The organism is Enterobacter sp. MGH119, from assembly GCF_001037675.1.
Classification (GTDB): Bacteria; Pseudomonadota; Gammaproteobacteria; order Enterobacterales; family Enterobacteriaceae; genus Enterobacter; species Enterobacter hormaechei_C.
The window spans coordinates 138,374-162,451 of the sequence record NZ_KQ089930.1; the positions used below are offsets into that span (position 1 = coordinate 138,374).

Here is a 24,078-nt window from a genome sequence, read left to right on the forward strand (position 1 = left end):
GTCTGAGTATATGAAAGACGCGCATTTGTTATCATCATCCCTGAATTCAGAGATGTATATTTTGGCCACAGCGATGTGGCCTTTTTCTTTTGGTTCAGGCCTGCTTCGCCAGAAACGCCTCAAACGACTCCGTATCCGCCGCTTCGACCTCTTTCTGACGCACAACGGACGCATCGCGCTCTGCCACAAAATCCGCTTCGCTCAGGATCTCTAACGGCTCCTGCATCAGCATCTCACGGTACTCCGCTGAGAGTGAACGCCCTGTGCCACCAATTCCCTGCTCAATCATAGAACGCAGAATACGTGCTGAGAATGTCCGTTCCGGGTTATCAAAGCTTTCAACCAGTTCGTCGCAGACCTTCTGGTAAGCTTCGCCGCCGTACACGCTATCCAGCGTCTGGGCTACGCGCTTCAGGTCATGGAACAGATCCTTCCCTACCTTAGACAGTGGGAACTGAGCCGTTTCACAGCCAATACCTAACGTCAGGCCCGGCTTGCGCCCTTCCAGAATCACGCGATTCCAGTTGGCACGGGTACACAGCAGTTCGTCGGAACTCATTTCCGGCGCATCCGCCAGTACGCACCAGACCATAAACAGGTCAAGGAAACGAACCTGCTGCTCGTCAACGCCAATCGGTGAGAACGGGTTGATATCCAGCGAGCGCACTTCAATGTATTCGATCCCGCCGCGCTGTAGCGCATCCGACGGCGTTTCACCGCTGCGCGTCACGCGCTTCGGACGAATCGGCGCATACAGTTCATTTTCAATCTGCAACACGTTGGTGTTAATTTGCAGGCGTTTGCCGTCTTTTTCGAGGCCGATTTTTTCGTACTCTTCCGACGGGGTTTTTATCGCCCGCTTCAAGCCTGCCACATATTCGTGCAGATCGTTAAACGTAATTCCGAGATTGCTTTGCGATTTATTGGTATAGCCAAGGTCGCTCAGGCGCAGGGAGGTCGCGTATGGCAGGTAATACATGCCACATTCGGTCTTCTCGAACGGTAGCGTGGTCGGTTTCCCTTGCAGGAACGATGAACAGATAGCCGGGGACGCGCCGAACAGATACGGAATAACCCAGCCAAAACGGTAGTAGTTGCGGATCAGGCGGAAGTAGCCCGCGGAGATCGCTTCTTTATCCGTTTCACCGCACTTCGCCTGCCAGAACGCCATCGGCAGAGAAAAGTTGTAGTGCACGCCAGAGATCGTCTGCATCAATGCGCCGTAGCGGTTTTTCAGTCCTTCGCGATACAGCGTTTTCAGCCGACCAATATTCGAGGTGCCGTACTGCGCCAGCTCGATATCCTGCCCCTGCTCGATATAGCACGGCATGCTGAGCGGCCACATACGCTCGTCGCCGAGGTTGCGGGCGGTGAAGCGATGCACGTCGCGCATGATCGTCAGCATATGATCAATATCACCGTCTACTGGCGTGATGAACTCCAGCAGCGCTTCGGCGAAATCGGTTGTGATCCATTTATGTGTCAGCGCCGAGCCTAACGCCTTCGGGTGTCCCGTAGTCGCTAAGCTACCATCCGCATTTACGCGCAGCGTTTCGCGCTCAAGCCCACGCTGAATCCCCTTCAGTGCCTGAGGGTGATTTTCCAGCCAGGCCAGCGCCTGTGATACGTCCGGGATCAATTTGACCTCCCGCCTGTCAAAAAATTGTCACTCAGCATAATTGTAATGGTTGACGATTGAAGGTCGCGAATTCATTCCACCAATTAGTGCCACCACGTCATACCCTGTAGTGTTACCCATGCCAGTAAAACATAGCGTAACGCCTTGCCAAGGCACAAAAAAAAGAGCACCGGTCCCCAGGAGATGCGCATCCATCCCGCCAGCAGACACAGTAAATCGCCTATTACAGGCATCCAGCTTAATAACAGCGTGGCAGCGCCATAGCGTTTTAGCCAGCCCACTGCCTTTTCCTGCCAGCGAGATTTTTCGCGTAGCGGAAAGAAACGTCCAAGAATAACGTTAGTCAGCCCTCCAAGGCTATTACCCATTGTTGCTATTAAGACCAGCAACCAGGGCTGACTTACGCCGGACAACAGCATCGCCACCAGCACCACTTCCGAATTCCCCGGTAAGAGGGTGGAGCTTAAAAAACTGCTGGCGAATAATGAAGCGAGTGACAGCGCGTCACTCACAGTAAGCGAACGTCCACCGCCGCCATTCCGGCATCACGCGCGGCCTGAATACCAAAATCAGCATCTTCAAACACCACGCATTTTGCAGGTGGAACACCCATTAATTCTGCACAGAGCAGGAAGGTATCCGGTGCGGGTTTATGATGTTTAACATGATCGGCGGCAACGACGGCAGAAAAATAGTGGCGCAGGCCAAGGTGATTGAGTAGCGCTTCAGCAATCGCGCTCTCGCTGCCCGTACCGACAGACATAGGACGACGGCCGTGCCACTCCTTGACGACGTCAATGAGTGGTAAAGGCTGCACGGTGTCTAACAGCATGGCTTTTACCGCGTCGGTTTTTTCACGCGCGAGCTGATGAGGGTCGAGATCGGCCTGATTCAGCTCAATCACGGCCTGTGCGATACGCCAGGTGGGCGATCCGTTGAGGGCAATCATCGCCTGTAAATCGAAACGCATACCGTAACGGCCCAGGACTTCGGTCCAGGCCTGACGATGCGTGGGTTCGGTATCCAGGAGGGTGCCGTCCATGTCGAAGATCAAACCGTCATACTGTGCGTACATCGTGCTCTCGCTAAACGATTAACAAAGCATTACTTTATCGTAAAAGGGGATTTTTGTCGCTGACAGAGAGCGTGATTGCTGACGGAACGTCGAAGGAATAAACAAAGGGGGGAGAAGATGGTGCATCCGGGAGGATTACTCGGCTTACGCCTCGCCCTGCGGGCCGTTGCTAAAGCAACGTTATCCTCCCTGGTGCTTGCGATTAACTCGCATACCTTAAAACAACAGCATCGCTGTTATCCAGAAGAATATGGTGCATCCGGGAGGATTCGAACCTCCGACCGCTCGGTTCGTAGCCGAGTACTCTATCCAGCTGAGCTACGGATGCATCGGGATTTACTACTGTTACTGCTGATACTCGGTATCGCTTCAAAAGCAACACAAAGTAAAATATGGTGCATCCGGGAGGATTCGAACCTCCGACCGCTCGGTTCGTAGCCGAGTACTCTATCCAGCTGAGCTACGGATGCATCGGGATTTACTGCTGTACTTCTCGATACTCATATCACTTCAAAAGCAATATGAAGTAAAAAATGGTGCATCCGGGAGGATTCGAACCTCCGACCGCTCGGTTCGTAGCCGAGTACTCTATCCAGCTGAGCTACGGATGCATCGGGATTTACTACTGTTACTGCTGATACTCGGTATCGCTTCAAAAGCAACACAAAGTAAAATATGGTGCATCCGGGAGGATTCGAACCTCCGACCGCTCGGTTCGTAGCCGAGTACTCTATCCAGCTGAGCTACGGATGCATCGGGATTTACTGCTGTACTTCTCGATACTCATATCACTTCAAAAGCAATATGAAGTAAAAAATGGTGCATCCGGGAGGATTCGAACCTCCGACCGCTCGGTTCGTAGCCGAGTACTCTATCCAGCTGAGCTACGGATGCATCGGGATTTACTACTGTACTGCTCGATATTCATATCACTTCGAAAGCAATATGAAGTAATAGATGGTGCATCCGGGAGGATTCGAACCTCCGACCGCTCGGTTCGTAGCCGAGTACTCTATCCAGCTGAGCTACGGATGCAAAATGGCGGTGAGGCGGGGATTCGAACCCCGGATGCAGCTTTTGACCGCATACTCCCTTAGCAGGGGAGCGCCTTCAGCCTCTCGGCCACCTCACCACACAACGCCTCTTTCGAGTGCTTCGAGCAACTCGTTAAGAGCTTCTCGTCGCTGCGTGGCGCATATATTACTTTCTGGGACTTATAAGTCAAACAATTTTCCACATGCTTTTTTCGTTTGCACAATTCGCACGCAATTCGCATGTAAAAGCCGCAAAGAGAGTGTTTTATAAGCGGATTTTGCAGACATCTTCACAGAATTCTGTTGAGAGAAGCGCGTCATTTGGATGAGATAAGGTTATGAGAGTGGTCAAAAACGAAGCGTTTGAAATAGAACGGTAACTTTATGCAGGAAAAATAACAGGAGGGTTGCGTCTCGCCCGACAGCGAGACGCGACAATATCAGTAACTGGACTGCTGGGATTTTTCAGCCTGGATACGCTGGTAGATCTCTTCACGGTGGACAGATACTTCTTTAGGAGCGTTAACACCAATACGTACCTGGTTACCCTTTACCCCTAAAACTGTCACGGTGACCTCATCCCCAATCATGAGGGTCTCACCAACTCGACGAGTCAGAATCAGCATTCTTTGCTCCTTGAAAGATTAAAAGAGTCGGGTCTCTTGTATCCCGGCATTATCCATCATATAACGCCAAAAAGTAAGCGATGACAAACACGTAAAGTGTAAGCAGTCACGGCATCACATTCTGTTAAACGTAAGTTTAGCCGATATACACAAACTCAACCTGACTTTATCGTTATCGATAGCGCAGTGAGCAAGACGCCATAACGTTACCGCTATGGCGTCTGCTTGTGCTTTGTAGTTATTACAGTTTCGCGCTTACCCAGCTTTCAACGCTGGCTAATGCCGCGGGAAGTGCCGCCGCATCCGTACCACCGGCTTGCGCCATGTCCGGACGACCGCCACCTTTGCCACCCACCTGCTGGGCGACCATGCCAATCAGTTCCCCTGCTTTGACACGATCCGTCACATCCTTAGAGACGCCCGCAATCAGAGAAACCTTACCCTCTGCGACCGTTGCCAGCACGATAACCGTCGAACCAAGCTGGTTCTTCAGATCGTCGACCATGGTACGCAGCATCTTAGGCTCAACGCCCGCCAGATCGCTGACCAGCAGTTTGACGCCCTTAATGTCTACCGCTTTGCTGGAGAGGTTTGCGCTCTCCTGCGCCGCAGCCTGTTCTTTCAGCTGCTGGAGTTCTTTTTCCAGCTGACGGGTACGATCCAGCGCGACACGCACTTTTTCGCCCAGGTTCTGGCTATCGCCTTTCAGCAGCTGCGCGATCTCGTGTAGCTGGTCGCTCTGCGCATGCAGGCTGGCAATTGCGCCTTCCCCGGTCACCGCCTCAATACGACGCACGCCTGCCGCCGTCCCCGACTCGGAAACGATGCGGAACAAGCCGATGTCACCGGTGCGGGATGCGTGAGTACCGCCACACAGTTCGGTAGAGAAGTCGCCCATGCTCAGCACGCGAACGCGGTCGTCATATTTCTCGCCAAACAGCGCCATCGCACCTTTCTTCTTCGCTGCCTCGAGATCCATGATGTGGGTTTCGATTGGCAGGTTACGGCGGATCTGGGCATTCACCAGGTCTTCCACCGCACGAATTTCAGATGGCTTCATCGCTTCAAAATGTGAGAAGTCGAAACGCAGCACTTTGTCATTAACCAGAGAACCTTTCTGTGCAACGTGCGTACCCAGCACTTCGCGCAGGGCTGCGTGCATCAGGTGGGTTGCCGAGTGGTTCAGACGAATGCGCGCGCGGCGAGCTTCGTCAACGTTGGCCTGAACGCCCTCGCCCACTTTCAGAGAACCGGAAACCAGTTTGCCCTGGTGACCAATCGCCTGACCGTATTTCTGGGTATCGCTTACGCTGAAGCTGAAGCCATTGCCTTTCAGTTCGCCTTTATCGCCAACCTGACCGCCCGATTCCGCATAGAACGGCGTTTTATCCAGGATAACAACCGCGTCCTGACCCGCGCTAATGCTGTCTACGGCTTTACCGTCAACAAACAGCGCGGTTACGTTGCTGGTCAGGGCCAGCTCTTCGTAGCCTTTAAATTCAGACGCGCTATCAACGCGGATCATCGCGTTGTAGTCTGCGCCAAAACCGCTGGATTCACGCGCACGACGACGCTGCTCTTCCATTGCGGCTTCAAAGCCTGCTTCGTCAACTTTGATGTTGCGCTCGCGGCAAACGTCCGCCGTCAGGTCAACCGGGAAGCCGTAGGTGTCGTACAGGCGGAAAGCGGTTTCGCCATCCAGCGTGTCGCCCTTGAGTTTCGCCAGCTCGTCGTCCAGCAGCGCCAGACCGCGCTCCAGCGTACGGGCAAACTGCTCTTCTTCGGTTTTCAGAACCTGTTCAACCTGCGCCTGCTGGCGTTTCAGCTCGTCGCCGGCAGAGCCCATCACGCCAATCAGTGGCCCAACGAGTTTATAGAAGAAGGTGTCCTTCGCGCCCAGCATGTTGCCATGGCGGATCGCACGACGAATGATACGACGCAGCACATAGCCACGGTTTTCATTTGACGGGATAACGCCGTCAGCAATCAGGAACGCACAGGAACGAATATGGTCTGCGATAACGCGCAGTGATTTGTTGCTCAGATCGGTTGCGCCCGTTACCTCAGCAACGGCTTTGATCAGGGTGCTGAACAGGTCAATCTCATAGTTGGAGTTAACGTGTTGCAGAACGGCCGCGATACGCTCAAGGCCCATACCGGTATCTACGGACGGTTTTGGCAGCGGCTCCATGGTGCCGTCGGCCTGACGGTTGAACTGCATGAAGACGATGTTCCAGATCTCAATATAGCGATCGCCATCTTCTTCCGCGCTTCCCGGAGGGCCGCCCCAGATGTGGTCGCCATGATCGTAGAAGATCTCGGTGCACGGACCGCAAGGGCCGGTGTCGCCCATCTGCCAGAAGTTATCAGACGCGTAAGGCGCGCCTTTGTTGTCACCGATACGGATGATACGTTCGCGAGGGATACCCACTTCTTTTTCCCAGATGTCGAACGCTTCGTCATCGGTCTCATACACGGTCACCCACAGACGCTCTTTCGGCAGATTGAACCAGTTTTCACCGGTCAGCAGTTCCCACGCGTATTGAATGGCGTCGTGTTTGAAGTAGTCGCCGAAGCTGAAGTTACCCAGCATTTCGAAGAAGGTGTGGTGGCGCGCGGTGTAACCGACGTTTTCCAGATCGTTGTGTTTACCGCCCGCACGCACGCAACGCTGTGAGGTTGTGGCGCGGGAATAATTACGCTTGTCGAGACCAAGGAACACATCCTTGAACTGGTTCATCCCGGCGTTGGTAAACAGCAGAGTCGGGTCATTGTTCGGTACCAGGGAGCTGCTGGCAACAACCTGGTGTCCCTTACTATGGAAAAAATCGAGAAACGCCTGACGGATCTCAGCGGTGCTCTTGCTCATAATTATCCTGAAATCAAGCTAACGAAATGTCGCAGCAGATCTGTATCTGTAAACAGTTGGACGGACCAGCTACTGGAAAAAGTGGGAATAAGATAAGTTTTCTTTAGTGGGAAGTAAAATCCCGCATGCGTTCAATCGGTAAAATTACGCCAGATATCCTGAATATCTTCCATCAGGAAGCCGCGGTAGAGCAAAAAGCGCTGGATTTTAACTTTTTCTGAAAATTCACGCGGCAGCGGCTCACCGTACTTTCGTACCGCCTGCTCACGCGCCAGTTCGCACCAGTCAATTTCACTTTCGCGCATGGCTTTTTCAATCGATTCACGGGCAACGCCTTTCTGGTTCAGCTCCTGGCGGATACGCGCTGGCCCATAGCCTTTACGACCACGGCTGGCAAGAAAGCGAGCGGCAAAACGGCCGTCATCCAGATAGTGATGCTCGTAGCACCAGGCAACCACGCGGTCATAATCTTCCGCGGTGGCATCAATGTCTTCCGGACCGTTTTTGCTCATGACGGGCGCTGACAGTTTCCGCCGCAGCTCCTGTTCGCTATGGTCACGCACGGCAAGAATACGCACGGCCCGATCCAGCAAGCGTGAGTAGGCTGGTCGGCGTGATGTCGGTTCACTCATAAAAAACCTGTCGATTCAGAAATGCAAAAAGGGCCGCATCAGCAGCCCTTCATTTTTATCCGAGAGGATTAAAAGTCTTCGTTGGTTTCTTCAGCATCCGCGCCGTCGACCACGAAATCAGGTTTAGAGTCCTGGTTGTTCAGCAGGAGTTCACGCACCTTCTTCTCAATCTCTTTCGCCGCCGCCGGGTTCTCTTTCAGCCAGGAGATAGCATTAGCTTTACCCTGACCAATCTTGTCACCGTTGTAGCTGTACCATGCGCCCGCTTTTTCAATCAGCTTCTCTTTCACGCCCAGGTCAACCAGCTCGCCGAGGAAGTTGATACCTTCGCCGTAGAGGATCTGGAACTCAGCCTGTTTGAACGGTGCTGCGATTTTGTTCTTCACAACCTTCACGCGGGTTTCGCTACCGACTACGTTATCCCCCTCTTTCACCGCGCCGATACGGCGGATATCCAGACGGACAGAAGCGTAGAATTTCAGAGCGTTACCGCCGGTGGTAGTTTCCGGGTTACCGAACATTACACCAATTTTCATACGGATCTGGTTGATGAAGATCAGCAGCGTATTGGACTGCTTCAGGTTACCCGCCAGCTTACGCATCGCCTGGCTCATCATACGTGCCGCGAGGCCCATGTGAGAGTCACCGATTTCACCTTCAATTTCCGCTTTTGGCGTCAGCGCCGCAACGGAGTCGACGATGATCACATCAACCGCACCTGAGCGCGCCAGCGCGTCACAAATTTCCAGTGCCTGCTCGCCGGTGTCCGGCTGGGAGCACAGCAGGTTGTCGATATCAACGCCCAGTTTACGGGCATAGACCGGGTCCAGCGCGTGCTCGGCATCGATAAACGCACAGGTTTTACCTTCGCGCTGTGCCGCCGCAACAACCTGCAACGTCAGGGTGGTTTTACCCGAGGATTCCGGACCGTAGATTTCTACGATACGGCCCATCGGCAAACCGCCAGCGCCCAGTGCGATATCAAGAGAAAGCGAACCAGTGGAGATAGTTTCCACATCCATGGAACGGTCTTCACCCAGGCGCATGATGGAGCCTTTACCGAATTGCTTTTCGATCTGGCCCAGTGCTGCCGCCAACGCTTTCTGTTTGTTTTCGTCGATAGCCATTATTACTCCTGTCATGCCGGGAGAAGCAACTGCGCTTCACCATGGACTTCTGTTCTGTTGAGGCAATTATACTGTATAGTCATACAGTATCAAGTGTTTTGTAGAAATTGTTGCCAGAGCGTTTTTAACGCGTATTCCGTTGCCTGACGACGCACGCTTTCGCGATCGCCGCTGAAGCATTCCCGGCGGGTGATCCCTTCACCTTTTGAGGTGGCAAAGCCAAACCAGACGGTGCCGACAGGCTTCACGTCGCTGCCGCCGTCCGGCCCCGCGATACCGCTGATGGAGATAGCGTAATCTGCGCGCGCCTCTTTCAGCGCGCCAATCGCCATCTCGATCACCACCGGTTCGCTGACCGCGCCATGCTGCTCAAGCGTGGCTTCACGCACGCCAATCATCTGCGCTTTAGCCTCGTTACTGTAGGTCACAAAGCCGCGTTCAAACCAGGCGGAACTGCCAGCAATATCGGTAATTGCTTTCGCCACCCAGCCGCCGGTGCAGGATTCTGCGGTCGTGAGAGTCGCGCCGCGCTGTTTCAGCGCCAGCCCCACCACTTCGCTTAGCTGCATCAATTCATGGTCAGTCATTCTCGCTCCAGGCCTTAGAAAAACATGCAGCACAAGATAGCACTTTCTCATCAAATATGGGGATGCGCGTCGGGTTTTACGAGGGGGCTTCAGAAAAAAGCCGATGCGGGCGCACCGGCCAGAGAGACGCTTATTTCATGCTGTTAGCGAGGGTGTCCACATTGTGGCGAAACGCCTTGACGTAGGTGTCCGCCACGCCGCCCTTCGCGGACAGCGCTTCCGGGTAAAGTTCACCGCCCGGCTGGGCGCCCGTGGCGGTCGCAATCTGCTTCACCAGGCGCGGGTCAAGCTGGTTTTCCATGAACCAGGTTTTCACGCCGTCAGCTTTAATCTGGTTGATGATCTCCGCTACCTGCGCCGCGCTGGCTTCACTCTCAGACGACAGCCCCTGCGGCGCCATAAACATCACGCCGTAGGCGCGGCTGAAATAGCCGAAGGCGTCGTGGCTGGTCAGCACTTTGCGCTTCGCCTGTGGAATGTCGCTGAAACGCTTTTTAGCCCAACCGTCCAGCTGAGAGAGCTGCGCAATATAGGGTTTACCGGTAGCTTCAAGCGCCGCCGTATCTTCAGGATCGGCCTTCACCAGCCCTGAGAGAATATTTTGCGCATACAGCGCGCCGTTCGCCGCGCTGTTCCACGCGTGCGGATCGGTCACGGTTTTACCGTCCTCTTCCAGCGTGTGCGTTTTCACGCCGTCTGAAGCAACTACCAGCTGGCCTTTGAATCCGGAGGCTTTCACCAGACGGTCGAGCCAACCCTCCAGCCCCAGCCCATTGACCACCACCACGTCAGCTTTACTCAGCGCCGCGCTGTCTTTGGGCGAGGGTTCGAAAGTATGGGGATCACCGTCTGGCCCCACCAGCGTCGTCACCTTCACACGATCGCCGCCAACCTGCTGCGTGATGTCTCCCAGGATGGAAAAGCTGGTCACCACATTAAGCGTTTTCGCCATTACGCCGTGCGTCATCATGCCGAGCGCGAGCGCCACGGCTAACCCTGTACGTTTCATCGTTTCCCCTTGCGTTAAAAAAGCGCCCGCAGGCTATCCGCCAGCCTGCTGCGCGTGCCAAATAAAACTGAAATAAAGAACAATGCGCTGGCGGTCAGCACAATGGAGGGCCCGGCGGGCAGACTCACTGCCCAGGAAAGACTTAAGCCCAGCCACGCGCAAAAAATACCGCTGATACCCGCCATCAAAAGTAACCCTGGCAGTGTGCGCACCCAGCAGCGTGCCGCCACGGCGGGTAACATCATCAGCCCGACGGCCATCAATGTGCCGAGTACCTGAAAACCGGCCACCAGGTTGAGCACCAGCAGCGCCAGAAACAGACCGTGTAACATCCCGGGCAGCCAGCGCGCGTTCACCTGCAACCACGCAGTATCGAACGCTTCACTGACCAGCCCACGATAAAAAATCGCCAGCGTGAGGAGCGTGAACATGCAGACCCCCGTCACGAACAGGGCTGACACGCTATCCACGGCGAGAATGGAGCCAAACAGAAGATGAAGCAGATCGACATTTGAACCGCGCAGCGACACCAGCGTGACGCCCAGCGCCAGGGAACCCAGGTAAAACCCCGCGAAGCTGGCATCTTCTTTAAGAGGTGTACGGCGGCTGACCAGCCCGGCCACCAGCGCAACGGCGATACCGGCAATAAACCCGCCGACAGTCATTGCCAGCAGCGACATTCCGCTGAGCAGATAGCCCACCGCGACACCCGGCAAAATGGCGTGAGAAAGGGCGTCCCCCATCAGGCTCATCCGACGCAGCTGAAGGAATACACCCAGCGCAGTGGTGCTGACGGAGAGCGCCAGGCAAACCACCAGCGCGCGCCGCATAAAGCCGTACTCAATAAACGGCTGGAAGAAGAGATGCCAGATCATGCCACCCTCACCCGCTCGGTTTTCCAGTGCGGCGTATCAGCGTCCAGCCGCAACGTTTGTGGGAAGTGGCGCGAGACGCGTTCGCTGTCGTGCAGTACCGCCAGCAGAGTCTGCCCCTGCATATACATCTCCAGCATCAGATCCATCAGCACGTTGCAGGTCGCTTCATCGACGCCAGTGAAGGGTTCGTCCAGCATCACCAGCGGTGCCTGCTGCACTAAAACGCGGGCAAACAGCATGCGCTGGAATTGCCCGCCGGAAAGTTCATCAATAGTGGAGAACGCCATGGACTCCAGCCCCACGCGCTCCAGCGCGCCGGCAATGCGCATGCGGGCATCCCGACGAAAACCGGCAAACAGAGAGATTGCTGGCCAGCAGCCCATGCTCACCACGTCCTGCACGGTCAGAGGAAATTGCGCCTCCAGCGCGTGACGCTGCGCCAGCCAGCCCACCACCGGACGTCTCCCCTGCCAGCGAAACGTACCGCTGACGGGCGGAATAAAGCCAGCGAGCGTTTTCAGCAGCGTGGATTTGCCGCAGCCGTTGGCCCCGACGATGGCGGTCATGCTCCCGCGTTCAATCACGCCGGACAGCGCGCGCGTAACGGGCTGGCGATCGTAACCCGCCACCAGGTCGTTCATCACGATCATGGCAACGCCACCGCCCAGCGCACGGCCAGGCCGAGAAACAGAATGAGCACCAGCGCCAGCAGCAGCCGAAGCGAGGATGAGAGAGAAAACAGGGACATGGATATCTCAATTCAATAATGTTATAACATAACAATAATGAAAGGCGATTGAGATGTAAACGGCGGGAGTAAAATGGGAGTGTGGCGAAATGTTTCTGCGGGAAACAGGTGCGGGCGGGTGCCCTCACCCCAGCCCTCTCCCACAGGGAGAGGGAGGCATAAGGGGACTTACTGGCTAAACGGTGACGCTGCTGGCACACGCGCCTGAGACACCGCCAGCCCCAGCTGCCACACCGCCATCGCATAGTGCGTGCTGTGGTTGTAGCGGGTAATGGTGTAGAAGTTCGGCAGCCCGAACCAGTACTGATAACCGGTTCCGACATCCAGGCGCAGCAGGCTCACCTGGTCAACATTGCCCAGCGGCTGAGACGGCGTTAAGCCTGCCGCAGCCAGCTGCGCCACGCTGTATTTGGTTTTAAATCCGTTTTCCAGACCAAACGCTTCGCCGTTCGCCTGTACCGCCACCTGGCCGCCCGGCGTCCAGCCATGCGCTTTGAAGTAGTTGGCCACGCTGCCAATAGCGTCTTCGGGATCCCACAGGTTGATGTGACCATCCCCGTTAAAATCTACCGCGTACTGCTTATAGGAGGACGGCATAAACTGGCCGTAGCCCATCGCACCGGCGAACGACCCTTTCAGATCTAACGGATCGTCCTGTTCGTCTCGCGCCATCAGCAGGAAGGTTTCCAGCTCGGAAGAGAAATACTCCGCGCGACGCGGGTAGTTGAAGGAGAGCGTCGCCAGCGCATCGAGGATGCGGGTTTTACCCATAATGCGTCCCCAGCGGGTCTCAACCCCAATAATACCGACGATGATCTCCGGCGGCACGCCATAGACCTGCCACGCGCGGTTCAGGGCGTCTTCATACTGATTCCAGAACACCACGCCATTTTGCACGTTGTCCGGGGTAATAAACTGTTTGCGATAACGCAGCCACGCCCCGTTTGGCCCGGTCGGCACCTGGGCCGTCGGCGCCTGCCTGTCCATCAGGCGCAGCACGTAGTCCAGACGCTTCGCCTGAGACAAAATGGCATGAAGCTGCTGGCGATCAAAACCGTGCTTGCTCACCATTTTATCGATGAACTGTTCGGCCGCAGGGTTATTCGCGAAGTCGCCGCCCATCTGCATCATATTGTGCTGCGGCTCCAGCAGGAATCCTCCGGAAGGCGCGCCCGCCGTTGGCTGAACGGCTTCGGTCTTGGGTTTGCTACTACAGGCGGACAGGAGAATAAGCGCAGGCAACAGCGCTGCATAACGACGCTTGAACATGTGGCATCCATTTAACGAGTTCGGTAAGAACCCAGTATGGTAAAGCATCCCCAACTCCTCAAGGAAGCGGTACGCACCTCCCCAACGCAAATCCGTGCCTTTTTCCACCAAAAATTATTCACCTCACCAATAAACTTTCAAAATAATACATTTTTCTTTCATTGTGAGATCTAATTAACACTTTAAAACCTTTCAAAGTGATTATTATTAGCCGCAGATAGACAAAAACAAACGCCCTACAGGAGAGAAGAATGATAGAAACCATCACCCATGGCGCCGAGTGGTTCATCGGGCTGTTTCAGAAAGGCGGAGAAGTGTTTACTGGCATGGTGACCGGGATCCTGCCCCTGCTGATCAGCCTGCTGGTGATCATGAACGCGCTGATTAACTTTATCGGCCAGCAGCGCATCGAGCGCTTCGCCCAGCGCTGCGCCGGAAACCCGCTGTCCCGCTACCTGATACTGCCCTTTATCGGCACCTTCGTGTTCTGCAACCCGATGACCTTAAGCCTCGGCCGCTTTATGCCAGAGAAGTACAAGCCGAGCTATTACGCCGCCGCCTCCTACAGCTGCCATTCCATGAACGGCCTGTTCCCGCACATCAACCCCGGCGAACTGTTTGTCTATCTCGGGATCGCCAGCGGCCTGACCACGCTTGGCCTGCCGCTCGGCCCGCTGGCGGTGAGCTACCTGCTGGTCGGTCTGGTGACCAACTTCTTCCGCGGCTGGGTGACTGACCTCACCACCGCCATTTTCGAGAAAAAAATGGGCATCCAGCTTGAACAGAAAGTCCATCTTTCAGGAGCCACAGCATGAACCGGATCCGCATTGAGAAAGGCACGGGCGGCTGGGGCGGCCCGCTGGAGTTCGACGCCACCGAAGGCAAAAAGATTGTGTACATCACCGCGGGCACGCGCCCGGCGATCGTCGACAAGTTGCGCGAGCTGACCGGCTGGGAAGCGGTCGACGGCTTCAAGGAAGGCGAACCGCCGGAAGCGGAAATCGGCGTGGCGGTGATCGACTGCGGCGGCACGCTGCGCTGCGGCATCTATCCGAAGCGCCGCATTCCGACGGTAAATATTCACTCCACCGGGAAATCCGGCCCGCTGGCGCAGTACATCGTTGAAGATATTTATGTGTCAGGCGTGAAGGAAGACAACATCACGCTGGTGAATGGCACATCTGCGCCGCAAAAAGCGGCCCCGCGCGAGTACGACACCAGCAAAAAAATCACCGAGCAGAGCGATGGCCTGCTGGCGAAGGTCGGGATGGGGATGGGGTCCGCCGTGGCGGTGCTGTTCCAGTCCGGGCGCGACACCATCGACACGGTGCTGAAGACCATTCTGCCGTTTATGGCATTCGTCTCGGCGCTGATCGGCATCATCATGGCCTCAGGCCTGGGCGACTGGATTGCCCACGGCCTCGCCCCGCTTGCCAGCCACCCGCTCGGCCTGGTGACGCTGGCGCTGATCTGCTCCTTCCCGCTGCTGTCGCCGTTTCTCGGCCCGGGCGCGGTGATTGCTCAGGTTATCGGCGTGCTGATTGGCGTGCAGATTGGTCTGGGGAATATTCCTCCGCACCTCGCCCTGCCCGCCCTGTTTGCCATTAACGCCCAGGCAGCGTGCGACTTTATCCCCGTGGGGCTGTCGCTGGCGGAAGCACGCCAGGAGACCGTGCGCGTGGGCGTGCCGTCCGTGCTGGTCAGCCGCTTCCTGACGGGCGCGCCGACGGTGCTGATTGCCTGGTTTGTTTCCGGCTTTATTTATCAATAAGAGGTGCCTGCCATGACTGTGATTTACCAGACAACCATTACCCGCATCGGCCAGAGCGCGGCGGATGCGCTGAGCGACCAGATGCTGATCACCTTCCGCGAAGGCGCCCCGGCAGATATCGAAGAGTTTTGCTTTATCCACTGCCACGGCGAGCTGAACGGCGAGCTAAAGGCAGGGAGCCAGCTACAGCTGGGCGAGGCGCGCTATGCCGTGACCGCCGTCGGCGACGTCGCCGAGCAAAACCTGCGCGAGCTGGGGCATATCACCCTACGTTTCGACGGCCAGCCGCAGGCGGAGTATCCCGGTACGGTTCACGTAGTGGGCCCGGTTCCGCAGGCTGTCACCCCAGGCTGCACGTTAAAATTTATTTCGTAATAAAGGAGAGACACATGAGTCAGGTTGCCGTTGTCATTGGTGGGGGACAAACCTTAGGCGAGTTCCTCTGCCATGGGCTTGCCGCAGAGGGCTACCGCGTGGCGGTCGTGGATATTCAGAGTGAGAAAGCCGCCCGCGTAGCGGACGCCATCAACACCGAGTTTGGCGAAGGGATGGCGTACGGATTTGGTGCCGACGCCACCAGCGAGCAGAGCGTGATGGCGCTGGCCCGCGGCGTGGACGAGATATTTGGGCGTATCGACCTGCTGGTCTACAGCGCGGGGATCGCGAAAGCGGCGTTTATCAGCGATTTCGAGCTGGGGGATTTTGACCGCTCGTTGCAGGTGAATCTGGTGGGCTATTTCCTCTGCGCCCGCGAATTTTCCCGTCTGATGATCCGCGACGGTATTCAGGGTCGCATCATTCAGATCAACTCAAAATCGGGGAAAGTGGGCAGCAAGCACAACTCCGGCTACAGCGCGGCGAAGTTTGGCGGCGTCGGGCTGACACAGTCTCTGGCGCTGGATCTGGCCGAATACGGCATTACCGTTCACGCGCTGATGCTGGGTAACCTGCTGAAATCCCCGATGTTCCAGTCCCTGCTGCCACAGTACGCCGCCAAACTTGGCATCAAAGCTGAAGAAGTGGAGCAGTACTACATCGACAAAGTGCCGCTCAAGCGCGGGTGCGACTATCAGGACGTGCTGAACATGCTGCTGTTTTACGCCAGCCCGAAAGCCTCGTACTGCACCGGACAGTCGATTAACGTCACCGGTGGGCAGGTGATGTTCTGATCGAGCAGGGTGATGCCCTCACCCTCCCCCTCTCCCACCGGGAGAGGGAATATAACAAGGAGCCGATATGGTAACCGCACTCATCACCGTCGCCGCCCTCGCCTGGATCTGCCAGATGGCGTTTGGCGGCTGGCAGATCTACCAGTTTAACCGCGCCTTTGATGCGTTGTGTCAGAAGGGACGCGTCGGCGTCGGGCGTTCCGGGGGGCGCTTTAAGCCGCGCGTGGTGGTTGCCGTTGCGCTGGATGAACACAACCGGGTGAGCGATTCCCTCATCATGCGCGGCGTAACGATGTTTGCCCGTCCGACCAAAATTCAGGCGATCAACGGCATTTCGCTGCATGAATTACAACCTGATGTGATCTTCCCCCATGATTCACTCTGTCAGAATGCACTATCATTAGCGCTTAATCTGAAACATGGATAATTTCGTTGTGAAAGTTATAAACTTGCGGAATTATCATTTCGCAACGTAAGGAACGAAGCGCCTATGAAACCACGTCAGCGGCAGGCGGCCATACTTGAGCATCTGCAAAAGCAGGGAAAGTGCTCGGTAGAGGATCTGGCCCACTACTTTGACACCACCGGCACGACAATACGCAAGGACCTGGTGTTGCTCGAAAACTCCGGCGCCGTCATTCGTACCTACGGCGGCGTGGTGCTCAATAAAGACGAAGCCGACCCGCCTATCGACCACAAAACGCTGATCAATACTCACCAGAAAGCGCTGATTGCCGAAGCCGCCGTCAAATTTATCCATGACGGCGATTCCATTATCCTCGACGCAGGCAGTACTGTCCTACAGATGATCCCGCTGCTCAGCCGCTTTAATAACATCACCGTGATGACCAACAGCCTGCACATCGTCAATGCCCTGTCAGAGTTCGACAGCGAGCAGACCATCCTGATGCCCGGTGGCACCTTCCGTAAAAAATCGGCGTCGTTTCACGGGCAGCTGGCGGAGAACGCCTTCGACCACTTCAGCTTCGATAAACTGTTTATAGGTACCGACGGCATCGACCTGAACGCGGGCGTCACGACGTTTAACGAGGTGTTCAGCGTCAGTAAAGCCATGTGCAACGCCGCGCGGGAAGTGATTTTGATGGCAGACTCGTCGAAGTTTGGCCGCAAAAGCCCCAACATTGTCTGTAGCCTTGAAAGCGTCGACAAGCTGATTACCGACGCGGGTATCGACCCGGCGTTTAAAAAAGCGCTGGAAGCGAAGGGCATCGACGTGATCGTAACCGGAGAGAAAAATGAGTGATTTTCTGTTAAACGCAGGCCGTCAGACCCTGCTGCTGGAGCTACAGGAAGCCAGCCGCCTGCCGGAGCGTCTGGGTGAGGATTTTGTTCGTGCAGCCAACGCCATTATCCACTGCGAGGGTAAAGTGATCGTGGCGGGTATCGGTAAATCCGGTCATATCGGCAAGAAGATTGCCGCGACGCTTGCCAGCACCGGCACCCCGGCGTTCTTTGTGCATCCTGCCGAAGCGCTGCACGGCGATCTGGGGATGATCGAAAGCCGCGACGTGATGCTGTTTATCTCCTACTCCGGTTCAGCCAAAGAGCTGGATCTCATCATCCCTCGCCTGCAAGAAAAATCGGTGGCCCTGTTAGCGATGACCGGCAAATCCCGATCGCCGCTGGCGCTGGCCGCGAAAGCAACGCTGGATATTTCCGTTGAGCGCGAAGCCTGTCCGATGCACCTGGCACCGACCTCCAGCACCGTCAACACCCTGATGATGGGCGACGCGCTGGCAATGGCGGTGATGCAGGCGCGCGGTTTTAATGAGGAAGATTTCGCCCGCTCCCATCCTGCGGGCGCGCTTGGGGCACGTCTGCTCAACAAGGTTCACCACCTGATGCGCACCGACGATGCCATTCCTCAGGTCAAACTCGACACCAGCGTGATGGACGCCATGCTGGAGCTGAGCCGCACCGGGCTGGGGCTGGTTGCGGTATGCGACAATGACCGCCAGGTGAAGGGCGTCTTCACCGACGGCGACCTGCGCCGCTGGCTGGTGGGCGGCGGCAAGCTGGAGGCGCGGGTATCCGAAGCAATGACCCAGGGCGGACTGACGCTGAATGCCGACAGCCGCGCCATTGAAGCCAAAGAGGTGCTGATGAAGCGCAAAATCACCGCCGCGCCGGTGGTGGACGAGCACGGCAGGCTGTGCGGCGCGATCAACCTGCAAGACTTCTACCAGGCGGGGATTATTTAACCCTTCAGCCCCAGACGTTTCGCCAGCCTGTGGAGGTTGGCGACGTCCATCTCCAGCGCCCGCGCGCACGCCGCCCAGCTGCGGTTATTCTGCTCCAGCGCGCGGGCGATCATCTGACGCTGGAACGCATCCGTCGCCTCGCGCAGGTTTTCGTTCACGCTCTCAGGTATCACCGGCTTCACGGACGGCGTCGTTTCCTCCTGCAGCGCGAAATGGCGCGCATGAATAACCACTTCATCCCCCGAACGCGTAGCCCGCGCCAGCACCACCGCGCGGTGAATCGCATGTTCCAGTTCACGCACGTTACCCGGCCAGCCGTAGCTCAGCAGGTGCGTCCTCGCACCGGGGCTTAGCACCACGCGGGAAAGCCCCATTTTGAGCCGACACTGTTCGCAGAAAAAGCCCGCCAGCAGCACCACGTCGTCGCCCCGCTCGCGCAGCGGCGGCACCGTGAGCGGGAACACGCTCAGACGGTGGAACAGATCGGCGCGGAAATTCCCCGCCAGCACCTCTTCGCGCAGATCGCGGTTCGTCGCCGCCAGCACGCGCACATCCACGCGTAAGCTGCGATCGTCTCCCACGCGTTGAATATCGCCATACTGCAACACCCGCAGCAGTTTGGCCTGGAGCGAAAGGGAGAGTTCGCCAATTTCATCGAGGAACAGCGTGCCGTTATCGGCCATTTCGAACTTGCCGCTGCGGTTGCTGATCGCCCCGGTAAAGGCCCCTTTGACGTGTCCGAACAGCTCACTTTCCGCCACGCTTTCCGGCAGCGCCGCGCAGTTGAGATAGACCAGCGGATTCACCGCACGGGGCGAGGCTTCGTGGATCGCTTTCGCCACCAGCTCTTTACCGGTGCCGGTCTCTCCGAAGATCAGCACGTTCAAATCAGACGCGGCGACAATCTCAATCTCTTTTTTGAGCTGCGCCATGCCTGGCGAAAGGCCGATCATTTCGGTGTGTGCCACCTGCTCAAACGCCGTCGGGCTACCCGGAAGAATATTCTGGCTCTCCAGCTGTTCTATCAGCAGGGCGTTGTTCAGCGCCCCGGCCGCCAGCGCAGCAATCAGCCGTAGCTCTTCGTCGCTGAAGGTATCGAACTGATCCGGCGACATGCCGTCGAGGGTTAACGCACCAATCAGGTTCTGCCCGGCAAACAGCGGCAGGCCGATACAGGCGTGCACCTTCAGGCTCTCCTGCCCGGGGATCAGGCCGTCGTAAGGGTCGGGCAGATCGCTGTCCGCCGGGAAACGCACCACGTCACCCGCACGGGCGATGGTTTCCAGACGCGGGTGGCCCTCCAGGGTAAAGCGCCGCCCGAGTACGTCCTTCGCCAGACCGTCGATAGCCAGCGGAATAAACTGCCGCCCTTCGTAACGCAGCAGCGCCGAGGCATCGCAATCCAGCACGTGACGCAACGTGGAGATCAGCCGCTGAAAGCGGTCCTGATGACCAATACCGGTTTGCAGTTCTATGGCGATCTTCGCCAGCACATCTACGGAAAAGCTCATCTCTGCCTCACTGTCATTTTGACAATACATGGTGTCATATTGACAATTTTTAAGATAGTCAAAATGACTACCTATTTGGGAGCATCAAAATATAAATCCATTATTTTCAATAATTTAAAAAGTTGGCACGCAACTTGATATATGACAGTCATCTTATTTGAGAACGCCGTATTAAGTTGAGGTTGCTATGTCTATTCTGGTTAAAAATAACATTCATTGGGTGGGTCAACGTGACTGGGAAGTACGTGATTTTCACGGGACGGAATACAAAACGCTGCGCGGCAGCAGCTACAACAGCTATCTCATTCGTGAAGGTAAAAACGTCCTGATCGATACCGTCGATCACAAATTCAGCCGCGAGTTCGTGCAGAACCTGCGCAGCGAAATCGATCTGAATGAGATCGACTACATTATCATCAACCACGCGGAAGAGGATCATGCCGGGGCGCTGACCGAGCTGATGTCCCACATTCCGGATACCCCGATCTACTGCACCACTAACGCCATTGACTCCATCAACGGCCACCACCACCATCCGGAGTGGAACTTCCACACTGTGAAAACCGGCGACACGCTGGATATCGGCAACGGCAAACAGCTGATCTTCGTGGAAACCCCAATGCTGCACTGGCCGGACAGCATGATGACCTACATGACCGGTGACGCGGTGCTGTTCAGTAACGACGCCTTCGGCCAGCACTACTGCGACGAACGTCTGTTCAACGACGAAGTGGATCAGACCGAGCTGTTCGAACAGTGCCAACGCTACTACGCCAACATCCTGACCCCGTTCAGCCGTCTGGTCACGCCAAAAATCACCGAGATCCTCGGCTTCAACCTGCCGGTGGATATGATTGCCACCTCCCACGGCGTGGTATGGCGTGAAAATCCAACCCAGATTGTCGAACTGTACCTGAAGTGGGCGGCGGACTATCAGGAAGACCGCATTACGATCTTCTACGACACCATGTCCAACAACACCCGCATGATGGCGGACGCCATTGCCCAGGGCATCAACGAAGTTGACCCGAACGTGGCGGTGAAAATCTTCAACGTGGCGCGCAGCGATAAGAATGAGGTATTGACCAACGTCTTCCGCTCCAAAGGCGTGCTGGTGGGTACCTCCACCATGAATAACGTGATGATGCCGAAAATTGCCGGACTGGTGGAAGAGATGACCGGCCTGCGCTTCCGTAACAAACGCGCCAGCGCCTTTGGTTCACACGGCTGGAGCGGCGGCGCGGTAGACCGTCTCTCCACCCGTTTACAGGATGCCGGTTTTGAGATGTCCCTGAGCCTGAAGGCGAAATGGCGTCCGGATCTCGACGCGCTGGAAATCTGTCGCCAGCACGGTCGCGACATTGCCCGCCAGTGGGCGCTTGCGCCACTGCCGGAAACCGCACCCGCCGCGGCTGTTGCGCCGGAAGCCGTAGCAGAAGCCGCTCCTGCCGCTGCCGACCTCGGCCCTTGCATGCAGTGCAGCGTCTGCCAGTGGATTTACGATCCTGAGCTGGGCGAGCCGTTGCAGGATGTCGCGCCGGGTACGCCATGGAGCGAGGTGCCGGACAACTTCCTCTGCCCGGAATGTTCCCTCGGGAAAGACGTCTTTGATGAACTGGCAACGGAGGCAAAATGAGCCACGGCATCGTCATTATCGGCTCGGGCTTTGCCGCCCGCCAGCTGGTGAAAAATATCCGCAAACAGGATGCTAACGTGCCGTTGACGGTAATCGCCGCCGACAGCATGGATGAGTACAACAAGCCTGATTTAAGCCACGTCATTAGCCAGAATCAGCGCGCCGACGATCTCACCCGCCAGACGGCGGGGGAGTTTGCAGAACAGTTTAACCTGCGTCTGTTTCCGTACACCTGGGTGACCGATATCGACGCCGACGCCCACGTGGTGAACGCGAAAGATAAAACCTGGCACTACGACAAGCTGGTGCTGGCGACGGGGGCATCGGCGTTTGTGCCGCCGGTTGAGGGCCGCGAACTAATGGTCACGCTCAACAGCCAGCAGGAGTATCAGGCCAGCGAGACCCTGTTACGCGACGCCACGCGGGTGATGATTGTCGGCGGCGGGCTGATTGGCACCGAGCTGGCGATGGACTTCTGCCGGGCGGGAAAATCCGTCACCCTGGTTGACCACGCGGCCAGCATTCTGTCAGCGCTGATGCCAGCAGAAGTAAGCAGTCGCTTACAGCATCGTCTGACCGACATGGGCGTGCATCTGCTGCTGAAATCGCAGTTGCAGAGCATGAGCAAAACCGAAACCGGCATTTGTGCGACGCTCGACCGCAACCGCAGCGTGGAAGTGGATGTGGTAATTGCGGCGACGGGGTTGCGCCCGGAAACCGCGCTGGCGCACCGCGCGGGCGCAGAGATCAATCGCGGCGTGAAGGTGGACAGCTACCTGCAAACCACCCAGCCGGATATTTATGCCCTGGGCGGCTGCGCGGAAATTAACGGCCAGGTGCTGCCGTTCCTGCAACCGATTCAGTTAAGCGCCATGTTCCTGGCGAAAAACCTGCTCGGCGGCAACGCCCCGGTGAAATTACCCGCCATGCTGGTGAAGGTAAAAACGCCGGAACTACCGCTGCATCTCGCAGGTGAAACGCAGCGTCAGGATCTGGACTGGCAGATTGCCCTTTCGCCTCAGGGCATGGTGGCGCGCGGCACCGATACTGCCGGTCAGATGCGCGCCTTTGTGGTCAGCGAAGACAGAATGAAGGAGGCCTTCGCGCTGCTGAAATCGTTACCTGCTTAACCCTCGTCATGCCGGGCGGCGCTCCGCTTACCCGGCCTACAGTACTGCCACGCTTACTTAACCTTTGGATTTTATTGTCCACCGCCCCGATGTCCCGGGGCTTTTTTTATGGCTACCCTTTCAGCGTCAGGAGCGCACCACCAGCGCGTCATAACCGCGCCAGCGGTAGTTCGCCATCGAGATCAGCCAGCAGGCGACAAACAGCCCGACCACCACAAATCCGGCATCGCCCAGGTTATCGTTCACCGCGCCAATCAGATCCCACACGCCGCCGCTGAGGGAGAACTTGTCCATCAGCAGACCCAGCGCTTCCAGGCCGCCGATAAACAGCGCCACCACCACCGAAGTGCCGGTGATGGTCATGTTGTAGTACAGCTTGCGCTGCGGCTTGTTAAACGCCCAGCCGTAGGCACCCACCATCAGCAGGTTATCGAGCGTATCCACCAGCGCCATGCCGCTGGCGAAGAGCGCCGGGAAGATCATGATCGACCACACCGACATCCCGCTGGAGGCGCTGGCGGCGGAGATCCCCAGCACGCCGATTTCGGTGGCCGTGTCAAAGCCGAGGCCAAACAGGAAACCGACCAGGTACATCTGCCAGCTTTTATTGACGAGGCGGAAGGTTTTGCCGAACAGCCAGTTCATGACGCCACCCTGTGCAGGCAGCGTGATGTCGCCCTGCGCCGGCCTGCCGTGTTTCAGTGCCTGAAAACTGCGCCAGACGCCGCGCAGGATCACCATATTCACCAGCGCCATCGCCAGCAGGAAGGTGGCGGAGACGGCGGTGCCAATCAGGCTGCCGGTTTCGTGGAACCATGCCATGTTTTTCTGAAACGCCGTGGCGGTAGCGGCGATAGCAATGGAGGCCAGCACCACGATGGTGGAGTGTCCGAGAGAAAACCATGCGCCCACGCCGGACGGGCGCTTGCCCTGCTGCATCATCTTACGCGTCACGGTATCAATCGCGGCGATATGGTCGGCATCCACCGCATGACGCAGTCCGTAACACCAGGCCAGCAGGCTGGCCGCCATCAGCGCCGTACTGTCGCTAAAGGTGTGCCACGCCAGCCCCCAGGCCAGCAGGTTAGCCATCCCGAGAGCCAGCAGCAGGCACGCTGCACGAGGTTCATTGCGTAACAGTCGTAACAT

General features: G+C 56.8%; 23 protein-coding genes and 7 tRNA genes. 9 read left to right on the forward strand and 21 right to left on the reverse strand.

Features of this window, described 5'->3' with window-relative positions; genetic code table 11:
- Positions 1-94 precede the first annotated feature (94 nt).
- From gshA to mltB, 19 genes are all read right to left on the reverse strand, one after another.
- Positions 95-1,639: a glutamate--cysteine ligase gene (gshA, locus tag SK53_RS12000; RefSeq protein WP_023314710.1), complete on the reverse strand. Its 1,545-nt coding sequence runs from the start codon at positions 1,637-1,639 to the stop codon at positions 95-97.
- A gap of 83 nt (positions 1,640-1,722) precedes the next feature.
- Positions 1,723-2,151 carry a YqaA family protein gene (locus SK53_RS12005; protein ID WP_017692791.1) on the reverse strand — a complete coding sequence of 143 codons (429 nt, stop codon included), beginning with the start codon at positions 2,149-2,151 and terminating at the stop codon, positions 1,723-1,725.
- Entirely contained in the window at positions 2,148-2,714 is a 567-nt protein-coding gene (gene yqaB, locus SK53_RS12010; protein ID WP_045335677.1) for a fructose-1-phosphate/6-phosphogluconate phosphatase, read from the reverse strand. The genes SK53_RS12005 and yqaB overlap by 4 nt, the downstream gene beginning before the upstream one ends.
- 251 nt (positions 2,715-2,965) lie before the next feature.
- Positions 2,966-3,042 (reverse strand) — tRNA-Arg (locus SK53_RS12015).
- 65 nt (positions 3,043-3,107) lie between these two features.
- Positions 3,108-3,184: transfer RNA gene (locus tag SK53_RS12020), tRNA-Arg, on the reverse strand.
- Between the two features lie 64 nt (positions 3,185-3,248).
- Positions 3,249-3,325, reverse strand: a tRNA-Arg gene (locus SK53_RS12025).
- A gap of 65 nt (positions 3,326-3,390) precedes the next feature.
- Positions 3,391-3,467 (reverse strand) — tRNA-Arg (locus SK53_RS12030).
- 64 nt (positions 3,468-3,531) lie between these two features.
- Positions 3,532-3,608 (reverse strand) — tRNA-Arg (locus SK53_RS12035).
- A 64-nt stretch (positions 3,609-3,672) separates the two neighbouring features.
- Positions 3,673-3,749 (reverse strand) — tRNA-Arg (locus tag SK53_RS12040).
- Positions 3,750-3,753: 4 nt separating this feature from the next.
- Positions 3,754-3,846 (reverse strand) — tRNA-Ser (locus SK53_RS12045).
- 342 nt (positions 3,847-4,188) lie between these two features.
- A complete protein-coding gene (gene csrA, locus SK53_RS12050) occupies positions 4,189-4,374 on the reverse strand; it encodes a carbon storage regulator CsrA (protein WP_000906486.1) in 186 nt (61 codons plus the stop codon).
- Positions 4,375-4,615: 241 nt separating this feature from the next.
- Entirely contained in the window at positions 4,616-7,243 is a 2,628-nt protein-coding gene (gene alaS / locus SK53_RS12055) for an alanine--tRNA ligase (RefSeq protein ID WP_022651724.1), read from the reverse strand.
- Positions 7,244-7,374: 131 nt separating this feature from the next.
- Positions 7,375-7,875: a recombination regulator RecX gene (gene recX / locus SK53_RS12060; protein WP_017382782.1), complete on the reverse strand. Its 501-nt coding sequence runs from the start codon at positions 7,873-7,875 to the stop codon at positions 7,375-7,377.
- A gap of 68 nt (positions 7,876-7,943) precedes the next feature.
- On the reverse strand, positions 7,944-9,002 hold the full coding sequence (gene recA / locus SK53_RS12065; RefSeq protein WP_015571667.1) for a recombinase RecA: 1,059 nt from the start codon (positions 9,000-9,002) through the stop codon (positions 7,944-7,946).
- 89 nt (positions 9,003-9,091) lie between these two features.
- Complete coding sequence (gene pncC / locus SK53_RS12070) at positions 9,092-9,589, reverse strand: nicotinamide-nucleotide amidase (protein WP_003862172.1); 498 nt, start codon at positions 9,587-9,589, stop codon at positions 9,092-9,094.
- Between the two features lie 130 nt (positions 9,590-9,719).
- Positions 9,720-10,598 carry a metal ABC transporter substrate-binding protein gene (locus tag SK53_RS12075; RefSeq protein ID WP_023314712.1) on the reverse strand — a complete coding sequence of 293 codons (879 nt, stop codon included), beginning with the start codon at positions 10,596-10,598 and terminating at the stop codon, positions 9,720-9,722.
- Positions 10,599-10,612: 14 nt separating this feature from the next.
- Positions 10,613-11,473, reverse strand: a complete 861-nt coding sequence (locus SK53_RS12080) for a metal ABC transporter permease (RefSeq protein ID WP_023323654.1) — start codon at positions 11,471-11,473, stop codon at positions 10,613-10,615.
- Positions 11,470-12,123, reverse strand: a complete 654-nt coding sequence (locus SK53_RS12085; RefSeq protein ID WP_023323655.1) for a metal ABC transporter ATP-binding protein — start codon at positions 12,121-12,123, stop codon at positions 11,470-11,472. The genes SK53_RS12080 and SK53_RS12085 overlap by 4 nt, the downstream gene beginning before the upstream one ends.
- Before the next feature lie 266 nt (positions 12,124-12,389).
- Entirely contained in the window at positions 12,390-13,490 is a 1,101-nt protein-coding gene (mltB, locus tag SK53_RS12090; protein WP_057979986.1) for a lytic murein transglycosylase B, read from the reverse strand.
- A gap of 251 nt (positions 13,491-13,741) precedes the next feature.
- Between mltB and srlA the strand changes: the two genes are divergently transcribed.
- The 7 genes from srlA (at position 13,742) to gutQ (ending at position 18,652) form a co-directional block, all read left to right on the forward strand.
- Positions 13,742-14,305 (forward strand): PTS glucitol/sorbitol transporter subunit IIC, encoded by a 564-nt coding sequence (srlA, locus tag SK53_RS12095; protein WP_003862164.1) that lies wholly within the window; start codon positions 13,742-13,744, stop codon positions 14,303-14,305.
- Entirely contained in the window at positions 14,302-15,261 is a 960-nt protein-coding gene (locus tag SK53_RS12100; RefSeq protein WP_032610009.1) for a PTS glucitol/sorbitol transporter subunit IIB, read from the forward strand. Before srlA ends, SK53_RS12100 begins: the two co-directional genes overlap by 4 nt.
- A gap of 12 nt (positions 15,262-15,273) precedes the next feature.
- The gene (srlB, locus tag SK53_RS12105) at positions 15,274-15,636 is read left to right on the forward strand and encodes a PTS glucitol/sorbitol transporter subunit IIA (RefSeq protein WP_022651730.1); all 363 of its coding nucleotides are present in this window, start codon (positions 15,274-15,276) and stop codon (positions 15,634-15,636) included.
- Between the two features lie 14 nt (positions 15,637-15,650).
- On the forward strand, positions 15,651-16,430 hold the full coding sequence (gene srlD, locus SK53_RS12110; protein ID WP_003862162.1) for a sorbitol-6-phosphate dehydrogenase: 780 nt from the start codon (positions 15,651-15,653) through the stop codon (positions 16,428-16,430).
- A 67-nt stretch (positions 16,431-16,497) separates the two neighbouring features.
- Positions 16,498-16,857, forward strand: a complete 360-nt coding sequence (gene gutM, locus SK53_RS12115) for a transcriptional regulator GutM (RefSeq protein WP_048209515.1) — start codon at positions 16,498-16,500, stop codon at positions 16,855-16,857.
- 63 nt (positions 16,858-16,920) lie between these two features.
- Entirely contained in the window at positions 16,921-17,694 is a 774-nt protein-coding gene (locus SK53_RS12120) for a glucitol operon DNA-binding transcriptional repressor SrlR (protein WP_047654160.1), read from the forward strand.
- Positions 17,687-18,652, forward strand: coding sequence for an arabinose-5-phosphate isomerase GutQ (gene gutQ / locus SK53_RS12125; RefSeq protein WP_048209516.1), 966 nt, complete (start codon positions 17,687-17,689; stop codon positions 18,650-18,652). Before SK53_RS12120 ends, gutQ begins: the two co-directional genes overlap by 8 nt.
- Here the strand turns inward: gutQ and norR are convergent.
- Entirely contained in the window at positions 18,649-20,163 is a 1,515-nt protein-coding gene (norR, locus tag SK53_RS12130; protein WP_048209517.1) for a nitric oxide reductase transcriptional regulator NorR, read from the reverse strand. The two genes, gutQ and norR, sit on opposite strands and share 4 nt — an antisense overlap.
- A 187-nt stretch (positions 20,164-20,350) precedes the next feature.
- Between norR and norV the strand changes: the two genes are divergently transcribed.
- Both norV and norW read left to right on the forward strand, forming a co-directional pair.
- A complete protein-coding gene (gene norV / locus SK53_RS12135; RefSeq protein WP_022651734.1) occupies positions 20,351-21,799 on the forward strand; it encodes an anaerobic nitric oxide reductase flavorubredoxin in 1,449 nt (482 codons plus the stop codon).
- Entirely contained in the window at positions 21,796-22,929 is a 1,134-nt protein-coding gene (gene norW, locus SK53_RS12140; protein WP_048209518.1) for an NADH:flavorubredoxin reductase NorW, read from the forward strand. The genes norV and norW overlap by 4 nt, the downstream gene beginning before the upstream one ends.
- A 126-nt stretch (positions 22,930-23,055) precedes the next feature.
- Here the strand turns inward: norW and SK53_RS12145 are convergent, their stop codons facing one another.
- On the reverse strand, positions 23,056-24,078 hold the full coding sequence (locus SK53_RS12145) for a HoxN/HupN/NixA family nickel/cobalt transporter (protein WP_023314717.1): 1,023 nt from the start codon (positions 24,076-24,078) through the stop codon (positions 23,056-23,058).